Here is a 13,470-nt window from a genome sequence, read left to right as displayed (position 1 = left end):
ACTTCACTCCCCTGATTGGATTATAGTGATCAGAATCCTATAAACGACAAAAAGCACCCCTCCTGCAATAGCAGAAGAGGTGCTCCCTCACGTTCAATGATTCGATTAGATTCAATCTATCATACTGCTCTATTTATTACAAGCCTTTTATTGGTGTATAATGGAAGAAATTACGCAAGTGAGTGGAGGCTCAGCACCATGCTGTTACCTGATTTTGATTTTATGTCTGATACAACAGAAGATACCTCGACGAGGTTCGTTACATTTATCGTTCCGAGCATGAAGCGCTTCGACCTTGCTATTATGTCTACCAGCCGCTTTTATGGAAAGAAGCTGATCACTGATCTGCAATCGGGACGTACCGCAATAATCGGGCCAGATGATCTAGAGGAAGAAGGCTACTTGGAGCATACCTTTAAGGTGACAGAAGAAGAGGCTGCAGAGCTCACCCAGTTTTTATATTTTGTGGTCGGAACTGTGAATTTTACCGATTGATTGGGGCACACTGAAGTGGCAAGCAAAAAAGCAATCTGTCATTTCAGGAGGGATTTTGGATGGATGGGTTTATTGATGAGAAACGTAGTGAGTACTCAGATTTAGCTACTGTGGAATCACAGCGCAATGACCTCATTCCGGAAGAATTTCCGGAAGGTCCTTACGGTGCCAGCACCCTGTCAGAATCACTTGGCAAGAGCTCACCCTGGCGTATTGATCAACGGCCCTCTAACCGATTCTATTATGAGAATCGAGCAGAGCATGCTGGCAATGAGCGGGATTATCCCGGTGAAGATGATTATGAATCCATTCATGATGCAATGGATGAGCCTTAACAACCAAGATGCCCTTGCTGGTACACCTATCGCAGGTGTACGCGGCAAGGGCATCTTTTTTTCAAGCCTACCACTTGATCTGATTACCGAACATTAACCCATTGCTTATCAGACGACCTGGAGTCGTGATCTGCTTACCTAGTGCATACAAGCCCGAGGAAGCTCCTCCGTCCATGTTCATCGCTTGATTGGCGCCTAGCTTAAGCATAATATTGCCCCACTGCTTCACCGTAGCACTTGGTACAGTAGCCAGAATGATGGAGCCATCCTTCTTAATCGCAATACCGCTGCGAGCTCCTCCAGCAGTTAATATTTTGGGACTGCTGAATCCTTCTTTGGCTGGATCAACTGCCAGCTTGCCGTCCTTCACAAGACGCGGTCCAGCACCGATTGCAGTATGAACATTACTCCAGTCGATCTCTTGTCCAGCGACATTCGTAAAGGTAATTCTGTAGTCTACAGTCGTTCCCGTCTTGAAGCGGTTCGCAAGCTTCTCCTCGGAGCCTGTGAATACCAGCACGTAGCCATCCTTCGGAATATCGACGTTCGTGTTCTTGCTTACCTTCGTTACAACACCTTGGCGAACAGTGACAGAGGAGCCGTAGGCGAAGCCGATTTTGCTGCCGCGTTTGGGCGTATAGAGAACAGCCGAGGAAGCCCCCTTGGTAGGAGTGCGATTAACGAAATACACATACCAATTATTCGGCGAATTGTAGGAGCCGTTCGTTGCTCCCCTAACTTTAATGCGTAGTGTATCCATCACTGCACTGCCGTCCCATTCGAAGCCGATGCTCGTTCCTGTGTTCCCAATGTGCTCCACAATGCCATCGCTGATCACAGTTCCATAGGGCTCAGGAATGCCGCCATAAGCTTCGAAATAGGTTCCGTTAATAGCAGCGTCAGCCCGATAAGACTTTGCCACCTCCTGCAAGGACTGAACAACACCGACTTTCCGTCCTGACAAGCCAGCTGTTACTGGCATTCCTTTGGGAATTGTGACGGTCTGTACCGAGAAGGTTGTGCCTGATACTGTAACCTTCTTCACCGCATGTACGACCTTACCAACAGCTGAACCAGCTTGTACAGTCAATGGAAGCTTCAACTGACCTGTGTAGCCAGGAGAAGTCACTTTAATCCATATATTCGTTTTACCCGCCGCGACCGGTATGATTACACCGCTATTGTTGACACGCGCTACTGCGCTGTTGCCAGATTCATAGCTGACCGATACTTCGGATGAAAGCTTCAGCTTCTCCGCTAGCGGCAAGCGTTTGGTAACAGCCAAAGATATGGATGCGGTTGGATAGGATACCTTCACCTGCTTCACTGCTGATTCAGCTGCCACCACTTCCTTCATATTCGTTCCTACCCCAGTAAGAGATGCCGTTAAAAAGAATGCAGCGGCAGCGGCTGTTAACGCCGTCCGTCTTATTGTTGATTTCCAAGATGCCTTCATCATCTGTTGATCCTCCTCGTTTGAATTCTGAATGCTAACCCAATTGTCTATATCGACGAATTGACCTTAAGAATGAATATCTTCCAAAAGACAATATAGACGGATATTAGGTAGATCTTCCCATAATATTCGGAGGCGGCCTTTACTATAGGGGGATAGTAGGCCTTCATTATTTCTCTAGTAAATTGAAAAAAAGACCAGCTTCGTTGCCCGACAAAGTCAGAGCAAGCCTTCTGATCCTTCTATTCTAGTTATGGATGATGGCTAGACTGCGAACAAATCCTGCGCTTGCTGTACATGATTCTCCAGCACTTTCACAAGACCACCGAATTCCAGCTCTTCGAACTTTCTTACCGCCGCTTCCAGCTGCAATTCCCACAGACATTCTGTAAGCCCGCATGATACTGGAACATCTAATCTGATTGTAGCCAAATCTCTCGACAAGTGGAGCATATCCAGGTTAGCTTCAATCTTGGATCGAACGCCTTTAGGCAGCTTGTCCAGATTATCCAGCACGCCTTCGATCGTCTGATAATCGAGCAGCAGCTTGAGGGCAGTCTTCTCGCCAATTCCTTTGACGCCAGGATAATTATCGCTAGTGTCCCCCATGAATCCTTTGATATCAATGACTTGATGCGGGGCAAGCTGGCGTTCTTCAAGCAGAAAAGCCAGGTCATAGACAGCGTAGTTCAGCTTGCCTTTTTTCATAATAATGACTTTGACTCGTTCAGCTACCAGCTGCAGCATATCATGATCTCCGGTCAGAATAAGCACCTCGGAATCCACGCTCAATTGCTTCGCCAACGTTCCGATACAATCATCTGCTTCATAGCCGACCAGCCCGACATTCGGAATGCCCATCTCAGCTACGACTTCTTTCACCAGATCGAACTGTGGAATGAGCTCAAGCGGCGCCTCTGCGCGATTGCCCTTGTATTCCGCGTACTGCTCGGTTCTGAACGTCTTGCTTCCCATATCCCAACAGCAAATGACATGAGTGGGCTGGAACGTATTTATCGCATCGAAAAAATATTGGATGAAGCCATAGACGGCATTCGTCGGCAGTCCTGCACTAGTCTTCCGAATATATCCAGTATAAGAGGTGGCATAAAAAGCACGGAACAATACGGCCATACCATCAACAATCAGCACTCTATTTGGGGTTTCAATCAACTGAATCTCTCTCCCGTCTCTACTGCTTCCATTAAAAACTATCCTTTCATTCTACCACGAGCAACTATTTGCATCCACAGTAAGATATTAGAACCCTCCCTAGTTAAAAATTAGAAGAAGACTGCCAGCATGTTGGCAGCCTTCTATATTTATAACCAATATTCACAGCCTCCGCGCGCTGGCGCTTTCACGCTCCTTATGCTGCTCTTTCTGCAACATTCCGGCACTCTCAGCTGCCTTACGCATTAAGCCTGCGAATAAATTCGCCGATCCGCCTAACGGCTTCCAGCAGCCTCGATTCTTCCTCGACAAGTGCAATTCTGACGTAGCCCTCGCCTTCCCTCCCGAATGCTTCTCCCGGGATGACGACTACACCGGTGTGACGCAGCAGCTCCTGCGAGAACCGCCGGGAGGTCCAAGGCTCCGAGCCCTCCCGCTTCAGCTCGGGCAGTGGTGCCCATACGAACATCGTAGCCCTCGGCTTGTCTACCTGCCAGCCTTCCTCAGCAAGCGCCTCGACGAAGGCATTCCGTCTCTGCTCATACAGCTTCCCTGCTTTCGGTGCAGCATTATCGGCCATTGCTTCTCTTAGCGCTACTACGCCAGCTTCCTGCACCGCGCCGAACACGCCATAATCAATGTTTTCCTTCAGCTCGCGCAGCGCACTAATGGCCTCGCGATTGCCCGCAAGAAAGCCGATACGACAGCCTGCCATGTTGAAGCTCTTGGACAAGGAATGGAACTCCACTGCGCAATCGAGTGCACCTGATACCTGGAATATGCTCGGAGGCTCAATGCCATCGAATGCCATCTCCGAGTAGGCTGCATCCTGTACGACTAACACACCATAGCTGCGTGCTTTCGCAAGAACCCGCTCGAAGAAGCTCAAGTCAGCAACGGCAGACACGGGATTGCTCGGATAATTAAGCAGAATGAACTTCGCACGCTCCCATACCGATGCTGGAATAGCCTCAAGATCAGGAAGGAAACCATTCTCCGCCTTCAGCGGCATGAGAACAGCTTCTACCCCCGCAAGCGCAAGTGCCGCGGTATAGATGGGATAGCCAGGATCGGGTACCAATGCCACATCCCCAGCATTACACACCGCCATAGCCAAATGAGAGAGCCCATCCTGAGAGCCCATTAGCGATATCAATTCTGCGTCTGCATCAAGCTGAACACCGAAGCGGTAATCCATCCAAGCAGCAGCCTCCTGACGGAACGCTGGGCTGCCATGAGTGCCAGGATAAGCATAAATATCCGTACGCAGCGCAGCCTTGCTTAGTGCTTCTCTTACTGCCGGGGATGGAGGTTTATCTGGGCTGCCTATGCCAAGGTTGATAATATCTCTCCCAGACATTGCCGCTTCCTGCTTCCACACTCCAACCTCTGCAAAGATAGATGAACCTAGCAGCGATAACCGATCAGACCGCCATTTTTTCAACGTCATAATCGAATCACCCGTTCCACTCTTGCTCATACTGATCTTCCTTATAGCCGATGGTAACCTTTGCTCCATCTGTTACAATCGGACGCTTGATAAGCATACCGTTCGATGCAAGCAGAGCTAGCTTCTCGTCCTCAGTCATCGTCCCAAGCTTGTCCTTCAGACCAAGCGCTTTATATACATCCCCAGATGTGTTGAAAAACTTCTTCAGCTCTAGACCGCTGTTAGCCACAAGCTGCTTCAGCTCTGCAGCAGTTGGCGTCTCCTCCACAATATGCTTTAATTCGAGCGCATTGCCTTTGGCCTCCAAAGACTTAACCGCACTGCGGCAGGTTCCGCATTTGGGATATTGATACATAGTCAGCTTGCTCATAACGTATAATTCCTCCTAAAATATGAAAGCTATCTCTTATCCTGCTTTCTTGCTTCTCAGAGCTCTGTGTCCTCTGCTCTCAGCACCCGCTCCAGATGCTCAAGCTCTGGCGGCAGATCCGCATGCCACTCCATCCACTCCCGTGTAATCGGGTGAGTCAGGCCCAGCGTCTCCGCATGTAGCGCCTGTCTGCCGGCAGCCTTCTCCCATTCCTCTACCCTATCTGAATCTAAGCCATACAGCCCATCACCTATTAGCGGGCAGCCGATATGACGCATATGTACACGAATCTGATGTGTTCTGCCTGTTTCGAGCTTCAAGCGAACCATGGCAGCCGCTCCATTCCCGAATGTGGCGCCCAGCTTATAATGAGTAACCGAAGGGTACCCGCTCGGAGTGACAATCCGAATATGCGGCTGATCTGGGTTCCGATCAATCGGCTCATTGACGGTTCCCTCTACAGGCTCCGGATTGCCATATACATATGCTCGGTACAGCTTCATAATCGTACCGGCCTGCAGTTGCTCAGATAGCTGCTGATGGATGTAAGGAGTCTTCGCAATAGCTACGAGACCCGATGTCTCCTCATCAAGTCGATGCACCGGACGGAAGCGCACCCGCTCCCCTTGCATTTGCCAATGATATACGACGCCGTTCGCCAGCGTCCCCGTATAATGACCATGCGTTGGATGAACAACGATGCCTGCCGGCTTATTGATAATAAGCAGGTCTTCATCCTCGAACACGATATTGAGCGGTATCGGCTGTGGTAGAATATCCTCCGAAATTTCTTTCTCCATTCGAATGGTCACCTGATCGCCAGCCGATACCTTGGCTGTCGTGTAGGCGCGCGCTCCGTTCACCGTAATACCTTGCTCTGTCAGTTTCAATCGTGACAACAATGTACGGGAGACGCCTAGCTTGCGCTCAAGCACGGTCCGAACCGCCATCCCATCCTCGCCCTTGCCTACTACGACTGAGAGCGGTCTGTAATAATCCATATGGTCTGCTTCAATCATTTTTTGGGCTTGCGGAATACTTCCGCACTCCGTACATACTCTGTGTCCGGCACATTAAGCTTCGCATTAGCAACTCTTGCAGCAGCGAAGAAGAAATCCGACAGCCTGTTCAAATATTTGCGCACCTCTGGATTCGCAGGATGCTCAGCTGCCAGAGTGACCACCCGGCGTTCGGCACGGCGGCATACAGTACGGCAGACATGAAGCTGTGCGGACAGAGCACTGCCTCCCGGCAGAATAAATCTTGTAATTTCCGGCGCCTCGTTAATGAATTGATCAATGATACCCTCCAGCCTTACAGCCGGCGCTTCTGTAACTTTGAGAGGAGCGCCTGGCTGCGCATAGGCGAGATCGGAGCCGCAATCGAACAGCTCCTGCTGGATATCAATGAGCAGCTCCGTCATATCAGCCAGCTCCTCATGCTTCGCAGACTCGGCTGCTGCCAGACCTACGAATGAATTCAGCTCGTCAATCGTGCCATATGCCTCTACACGCACATCATCCTTGCGTACTCTGCCGCCAATGAGCGAAGTCTCACCGTTATCGCCTGTCTTCGTATATAATTTCATGGCTTCCCAGCCCCTTCCCCGCAATTGAAATCATTCGAATAGCTCCCTACACTATATCATAAAACAAATCCTCATCGAAGCTGGATCAGCGCCTGGCTAAGCCAGATTCGGCCAAACAATAATATTAGTTAGCTGCCACCAAAAAAAAAAAAGCAGGCCTGGGAACATCCCCGCCCGCCTGCTTGCTTTCATTCATTACGTCCTAGCCCTGCTTCACCTTATGGACGAATTGTCCAATTCGATCCAGCGCCTCAGTAATCTGCGTCACTGATGTGGCATAGGAGCAGCGCAAATGTCCTTCTCCGCCAAGCCCGAATACATCACCAGGTACAGCTGCAACATTAGCTTCCTCCAGCAATCTCTCCGCGAACATCCCTGAGGTAAGTCCGGTAGATTGAATGGACGGGAAAGCGTAGAATGCACCTTGCGGCTCGTGGCATTCAAGTCCGATCTCTCGGAATCCCTTGACAACAAGACGTCGCCTCTGATTATAGGATTCCATCATCCGATCCTTCTCCTCCAAGCCATGAGGAGTTAATGCTTCAAGCGCTGCATACTGACCCATAATGGGTGCGCACATCACCGTATATTGATGAATTTTGAGCATAGCTGCAATAATATCAGAATGTCCGCATGCATAGCCCATCCGCCATCCCGTCATAGCGAACGCTTTGGAGAAGCCGCTCACGAGAATCGTGCGATCCTTCATCCCCGGAATTGCAGCGAAGCTCACATGCTTCGAGCCATACGTCAGCTCCGCATAAATTTCATCAGAAATAACGATCAGATCATTATCTTCTACGATCTTGGCAATCGGCAGCCAATCCTCGTACGTCATAATACCACCGGTAGGATTGCTTGGATAACATAAGATAAGAACCTTCGACTTCGGTGTAATGGCTGCTTGCAGCGATTCCGCCTTCAGCTTGAAATTATCTTTGGCGAATGTCTCGATTCCAACCGCTTTGCCGCCACTAAGTGACGTAATCGGCGAATAGGAAATGTAGCACGGCTCCGGAATCAATATTTCATCACCGGGTGTGATCAATGCTCGAAGTGCCAGATCAATCGCTTCGCTGCCGCCGACAGTTACAAGAATTTCGTCCGCCGGATTGTATTCTACCTTGAACTGGTCATCCAAATATTGCCCAATTGATTCGCGCAGCTCCGGCATGCCTGCATTCGAGGTATATTGGGTTTTGCCTGTCTCAAGTGCATACACCGCTGCTTCACGCACATGCCATGGCGTTACATAATCAGGCTCTCCTACCCCTAGCGTAATAACATCCTTGCGGGTGCTCACCAGGTCAAAAAAGCGCCGAATGCCCGACGGCTTAATGCCCCGTGCCAGAGGAGACAAATAGTCAGCCATCGACTGGCGATTAGCCGGGGTGGAGGTCAATATCTCTTTGTCTTTTATCATAGCCATCACCCTCTTACGGCGAAATCATCAAACGATGGTCACCTTCATGCTCCTCGAAGATAATTCCGTCTTGTTTGTATTTTTTGAGAATAAAATTCGTCTTAGTCGAAAGCACTTTATCAATTGGAGATAATTTATTGGAGACGAAAGAGGCAACCTCTTTCAGGTTTTTACCTTCAATTTCTACAAGCAGATCATATGCTCCAGACATTAGGTAAACGGATTTCACTTCTGGGTACAAGTAAATGCGTTCCGCGATGCCCTCGAAGCCTCTTCCACGCTCAGGAGTAATCTGTACCTCAATAAGCGCTGTCACCTTCTCATCATCCACTTTGCTCCAGTTAACGACTGTCGCATACTTGACGATGATATGCTCGCTTTCCATAGCAGCGATTGCCTGCTTCACATCCTCTACTGGATGATCAAGCATCGTCGCAATCAATTCCGCATCTCGTCTAGCATCTTCTTTCAGCAATTCCAATACTTTCAGCTGTAGTTCGTTCATCGCCAATCTCCTTCCAACACGCCTGCGGTTATACAGATTATATTACATGAAAAGACTTTTATAATCTAGAGTAATCCATGGAACCACTGGGGCTCTGTATTTGAATGAGGTGGACCTTTGATCGTGTAGTCAGGACTCACCTCTCCCCTGCTATTTCACCCCAAAAAGAAAAGACCCCGAAGGGTCTTCAAGGTGCTAGCTATAATAAGGTTGATTCGGTTGATGCTGATGCATCGGCTGCTGGTGCTGCCCATATGGCACGAATTGGGAGCCACCGAGTCGTTGCTGTACGAACTGCGAAGTCTTCTGCTGTGTCTGTTGATACTGCTTCGTCTGCTTGTCCAGATCTTGACGCAGCGCAGGCGAAGAGGTGTTATACATATTTTGCGACTGCATAGTCTGGAACAAATCTCCTTGAAGCTTCAAAGTGCTGTTCAACAGCTGAGTGAACATGGCGCGAGCCTCTGGGCAAGAAGATTCTGTTGCGGCTGTTGCGTACTCTCTAACGACACGCTTGAGATCAGACAGGACCGTGTATGCCAAATCCTCATCGGGTAACATCTGTTGCATATTCTGCTGGTACATAGGACTGAATTCCTCCTTGATCCTGTTATGATTTATTGTTGAGGCTGCGTAGGTGCCATCTGCAAATGCTGCTGCATGGATTGCAGCAGTGTTTGGTAATGCTGCTGATGGATTTGAAGCTCATGCTGACCTGCTTGACGAAGTGTCTGGTTAGAGGCAGACGTCGCAAGAAGCGTACACTGCTTAATCAGCAAATCTTCATTCGACATAGAGTCTGCAATATACTCAACCTCTTTGCCTGTTAAAGGTTGTAACATGTTTGTAGTCTCCTTTATTCCCAATTTAATGAACCCTCTGTATTATGATCGCTTTGGCGGTCGAATATGTACTATGCTTTACCTATTTATCTCCATCTCTCCAGAATGGGTAATGATACTTTTCACCTCAATTACTAGATCCTCGGCTCGCGGCTTCCATGTCCCCTTTGCTTTCAGCTTCTTCCATTTCTGATTATGATAACGATACAGAGTATGCTCCAGAGGAAACAGGTCCATCCCCTTCTCCACACCTGCCAAATACGTTTTTTTTATTTGCTGCTTGGCGGTCTCATTCAATAGAGCAGTCAGCTGCTCTTTCCCTTCTTTCCCATTTATCTCAACAAGATGACCTTTCAAAGATACCACCAATCGAAACCGCGGCTTCCCTTCTGCCCATGAAGCTGTAATATCCGTATGGGCCTGATCAACCATAATCGTAGCTACCTGCTCACTATCCTTATAGATACTTATGATCTTTTGTGAGAATTTCGGATCATCCCACACGATGCCGTCCACTTGGCTATTAGGAAAATACACGGCATGCTTGGCACCTTTGAATGCGAATACACCTGCGATCACATTCAGCTTCAACGGCTTGTCCTGGTTGTTCCAATTATTTGTCGTTCTTTCAATTGCCGGCAATATCGTCGTCAATCCAGGCTCGGTAGCTGATCGAATAAACTTCTGCATCGTTAGCGGACGGACGACACTTCTCTGATCATAGGTAATACGAGGAGAATACAGCGTGCTGGTTAATGGTGTGGAATCAAAAAACGAATCCATATTGAAAATCTCCATAATCGGTTGCTTGGTCCCAAATATCAGCGCAGTAAACCTGGTCGCACGCAATCGATTAAGCCCATCGATAATCTGTTTCATATGCTCAAAGGCATGCTCATGAATAACGACCGTTTTCAAATGATCCAAACTAATGGCATACTGTGAGCTTTTCGTTAAATTGAATATCGCTTTCAGTGTAGAGCTCCCCTCAGCATGACCAATCCAGATCGGCTCAGAGCTTGCTGCTGCACTTTCTTTCTTAGCAACAGAATCGAACGAAATGACTTGTGCATAAGCAACAAACTTCTCATCGACATAATCAATCCCGATTGCTGAGACGTAACTGACATCCTGCAGATCGATTTCGTCCCAGCATCCCGTCGTGCTCATCAGCACAACAACTGCAAGCAGCAGCTTTGTCAGCCTTCTGTGACTAATAAATCGCATAATAATGATCTCCCTTCTGCCTAACGCTTCCATGGCTTCTGTAGAAAAGCAGACATGAGCTCTTTCCATTTAATTGGAGCCATTGGAGCCATGTAGGGGCGCCCGAAGGATTCTAGTGAGCATAGGTAGATCAACAAGAAAAAAATACCGACAAAAAAACCAAACATTCCTAGAACGGACGATATCAGCAGAATGATGTAGCGAATAATGCTAACTGTACCGCCTAAGGACTGGTTAACCAGTGTAAAAGTCGCCACTGCGGTTACCGCGGCCGCAACGAGCATTGTCGGGGAGGTTAATCCCGCGCGTATGGCCGCGTCTCCTACAATTAGTCCGCCAACGACGGATACCGTCTGCCCAACTGGCATCGGAAGTCTGATGCCTGCTTCTCGGAATAGCTCGAACATCGTGAGCATGAGGAACATTTCCATGGTTGAAGATATCGGCAGCCCAATTCGGGAAATGGTAATAGTGGCTAGTAGTGTGAATGGTATTTGATCCGTATTGAACGATGACAGAGCGACCCAGAAGCCTGGCAAGCAAATTGCCAGTGCAAGCCCCACCGTACGCAGGAATCTCTCGAGCGACACGAAATAATAAGGGAGATGCGCATCCTCCGGCGACTTCGTCAGCAGAGTCAGGTTAGCAGGGGCTAGTATAGCTGAGGGGGAGCCATCCACTAATATAGCCACCTTGCCCTTCATAAGGGACTGTACAACATAATCAGGACGTCCAATATAGTCGACTAGCGGGAATAGCGAGTAGGGGCGATCAGAGAGCAGCTCCTCCAATTCAGAAGCGCCATGCAGAGTAGAGATATCTATGCTTCGCAGACGCCTCTGTGCTTCTTCCACCAGCTCCGGCGCTGCCTCTCCTTCGACATACATAAGAGCAATATCGGTCTGCGACTCCCTTCCCAGCTTCCAATACACACAATGCAAATCCGGCGTTTTCAGCCTTCGACGAACCAACGCTATGTTAATTCCTATTCTCTCTACGAAGCCATCCCGAGGTCCTTTTAGCGACAGCTCCATCGTTGATTCTTCCGGCTGTCTGCCAGGCTGACTAGAGATATTAAACTCAAACACAATGCCCCTATCTTTGCATATAGCCAGAACGTTCCCCGAGAACAGGCTTGCATACAAATAATCCTCATCCTTTTTGTTGTCCAAGGGCAGCTTGCTGCCGAACGATCCTGAGAAATGGCGATAATGCTCGCGATTATGCCCTTCCTCCTCTGTCTGCTGAGCTTCAAATTGATCAAGCTTGTCAGCCAGCTTGTCCAGCTGCGGCAGGAATGCAATAAACATCGTTTGCATATCGACCATCCCAGAGCAAGTAAGGACATGGAACAGCTGCTGCTCCTCGCCCGCCACAAACTCTTGAATCATGACATCATCGGAGCATTCCAATTTTTTAATGATGAGCTTTAGCCTCTCCCGAGGACCTAATTCATCTTTTTTCATTTGCTTGTCCTCCTGTGTGAGAGTACTTAGATGTTGCTTTCCTGAAAGACAGCGCCCACAAGAGGAGCAATATAGCTAACAAGAACATCCATCCATAAGAAAAATAGTACACGATTACCTTCTTATAAATGAGCAAGTTCTTGAGCATGAAGTAAGTAGCAATAACCAATAAGATGAATAGAAATGTGGACCCGATCCACGGACGTTTGAGCTTGTGCAAAGGTCCATATTCCAGAATGAGGTACATCGTTACGGATACTCGAATAAGCGCTCCAGACAACCATTGGAATATGGCAAAAAAATCAACATGCTCAAAGTATTTTCCAATCTTAACCATCCTCCATTGTGAAAAAGCCGGGAAACGCAGCAATTCGGATTCCATTGGTCCAAATAACGTAATTGCTCCCATCGTAGGGCCAATCGTCAACAGCATAAGAAATACCGTTAGACCTACAAGATGCCATCTCTTGAACCTTCCACGAAGATGATGCTGAATAAGCAATAGAAACGTTAGCTCCATAAACGCGGTTAAGCTGTACATGGCCCCCTTGAGTACAGGTGAGAAACCCTGCTCGAGAATCGGCATCAAATAATGATAGTCCTTCGCAGGCATGTTGGCTGACATGACAAAGTCTCCGAGAACGACGACCAGAGGCAGTAGAATACAGGACACATAGGCAATGGTTCTTAGACCTGATATCGTTGCATATAAACAGACACTGCAGAAGACAACAGCCGTTACAATTGGAGGTGTTTTGGGCAAATAAGTCGTTGAGGTCCACGAAACGACATCGATTAGCGCACCGAATGCCACTATAAGCATCATGATAAGAATGATAGTCATAGCTATCCAGGAAACAAATCGCGGTGCCCTCCCGCTCATCCATTCATCAAGCCGCTTCCCTTTCAGTTGAATGAGTACTCGATGCAGAGGGAATGCCGCAATAGGCAGCGCGATAATGAGCGATACAGGAACGCATAGCCAAGCATCACGATGCGCAGCATCAAGCAATAACGGAATAACAATAACATGATTAATAAGGCCGACCGTAAGAATCGTCATCATAACGACTGGCCATAGCCCAAATGGCTTGATTATTGTTGTAGACATCGCTGCACCTCCATCCTTTTCTTCCAGCT

The 13,470-nt window shown here is 48.4% G+C and carries 15 protein-coding genes; 2 read left to right on the top strand and 13 right to left on the bottom strand.

The features are described 5' to 3' along the window. Positions 1-198: 198 nt before the first annotated feature. On the top strand, positions 199-495 hold the full coding sequence (locus AC6ESP_RS00485) for a DUF3055 domain-containing protein (RefSeq protein ID WP_497094709.1): 297 nt from the start codon (positions 199-201) through the stop codon (positions 493-495). Positions 496-554: 59 nt separating this feature from the next. Then, on the top strand, positions 555-830 hold the full coding sequence (locus AC6ESP_RS00480) for a hypothetical protein (protein WP_497094708.1): 276 nt from the start codon (positions 555-557) through the stop codon (positions 828-830). A 67-nt stretch (positions 831-897) separates the two neighbouring features. On the opposite strand, the gene AC6ESP_RS00475 is transcribed toward AC6ESP_RS00480, so the two are convergent. The 13 genes from AC6ESP_RS00475 to AC6ESP_RS00415 all read right to left on the bottom strand — a co-directional run bounded on the left by AC6ESP_RS00475 (position 898) and on the right by AC6ESP_RS00415 (position 13,441). Further along, complete coding sequence (locus tag AC6ESP_RS00475) at positions 898-2,289, bottom strand: phosphodiester glycosidase family protein (protein WP_497094707.1); 1,392 nt, start codon at positions 2,287-2,289, stop codon at positions 898-900. A gap of 261 nt (positions 2,290-2,550) precedes the next feature. Beyond that, positions 2,551-3,438 carry a 5'-3' exonuclease gene (locus tag AC6ESP_RS00470; RefSeq protein ID WP_497094706.1) on the bottom strand — a complete coding sequence of 296 codons (888 nt, stop codon included), beginning with the start codon at positions 3,436-3,438 and terminating at the stop codon, positions 2,551-2,553. Positions 3,439-3,697: 259 nt separating this feature from the next. Then, positions 3,698-4,939: an aminotransferase class I/II-fold pyridoxal phosphate-dependent enzyme gene (locus tag AC6ESP_RS00465; RefSeq protein ID WP_497094705.1), complete on the bottom strand. Its 1,242-nt coding sequence runs from the start codon at positions 4,937-4,939 to the stop codon at positions 3,698-3,700. Continuing rightward, positions 4,917-5,279: an arsenate reductase family protein gene (locus AC6ESP_RS00460; protein WP_497094704.1), complete on the bottom strand. Its 363-nt coding sequence runs from the start codon at positions 5,277-5,279 to the stop codon at positions 4,917-4,919. Before AC6ESP_RS00460 ends, AC6ESP_RS00465 begins: the two co-directional genes overlap by 23 nt. A 56-nt stretch (positions 5,280-5,335) precedes the next feature. After that, positions 5,336-6,298: an RluA family pseudouridine synthase gene (locus tag AC6ESP_RS00455; RefSeq protein ID WP_497094703.1), complete on the bottom strand. Its 963-nt coding sequence runs from the start codon at positions 6,296-6,298 to the stop codon at positions 5,336-5,338. Then, the gene (locus AC6ESP_RS00450) at positions 6,295-6,867 is read right to left on the bottom strand and encodes a cob(I)yrinic acid a,c-diamide adenosyltransferase (protein ID WP_497094702.1); all 573 of its coding nucleotides are present in this window, start codon (positions 6,865-6,867) and stop codon (positions 6,295-6,297) included. The genes AC6ESP_RS00455 and AC6ESP_RS00450 overlap by 4 nt, the downstream gene beginning before the upstream one ends. A 202-nt stretch (positions 6,868-7,069) precedes the next feature. Beyond that, complete coding sequence (locus AC6ESP_RS00445) at positions 7,070-8,290, bottom strand: aminotransferase class I/II-fold pyridoxal phosphate-dependent enzyme (RefSeq protein WP_497094701.1); 1,221 nt, start codon at positions 8,288-8,290, stop codon at positions 7,070-7,072. A gap of 13 nt (positions 8,291-8,303) precedes the next feature. Beyond that, positions 8,304-8,795, bottom strand: coding sequence for an Lrp/AsnC family transcriptional regulator (locus AC6ESP_RS00440; RefSeq protein ID WP_497094700.1), 492 nt, complete (start codon positions 8,793-8,795; stop codon positions 8,304-8,306). Positions 8,796-8,990: 195 nt separating this feature from the next. Further along, positions 8,991-9,380 (bottom strand): spore coat protein, encoded by a 390-nt coding sequence (locus AC6ESP_RS00435; protein ID WP_497094699.1) that lies wholly within the window; start codon positions 9,378-9,380, stop codon positions 8,991-8,993. 32 nt (positions 9,381-9,412) lie between these two features. Beyond that, the gene (locus AC6ESP_RS00430) at positions 9,413-9,637 is read right to left on the bottom strand and encodes a hypothetical protein (RefSeq protein ID WP_497094698.1); all 225 of its coding nucleotides are present in this window, start codon (positions 9,635-9,637) and stop codon (positions 9,413-9,415) included. A 78-nt stretch (positions 9,638-9,715) separates the two neighbouring features. After that, complete coding sequence (locus tag AC6ESP_RS00425) at positions 9,716-10,864, bottom strand: Ger(x)C family spore germination protein (protein ID WP_497094697.1); 1,149 nt, start codon at positions 10,862-10,864, stop codon at positions 9,716-9,718. Positions 10,865-10,884: 20 nt separating this feature from the next. Then, positions 10,885-12,330 (bottom strand): spore germination protein, encoded by a 1,446-nt coding sequence (locus AC6ESP_RS00420; protein ID WP_497094696.1) that lies wholly within the window; start codon positions 12,328-12,330, stop codon positions 10,885-10,887. Next, a complete protein-coding gene (locus AC6ESP_RS00415) occupies positions 12,317-13,441 on the bottom strand; it encodes an endospore germination permease (protein WP_497094695.1) in 1,125 nt (374 codons plus the stop codon). The genes AC6ESP_RS00420 and AC6ESP_RS00415 overlap by 14 nt, the downstream gene beginning before the upstream one ends. Between the last annotated feature and the right edge of the window lie 29 nt (positions 13,442-13,470).

The organism is Paenibacillus xinjiangensis (genome assembly GCF_059686975.1).
The sequence above is the reverse complement of the archived record's forward strand: the minus strand, read 5'-3'. Positions and strand labels throughout refer to the sequence as shown.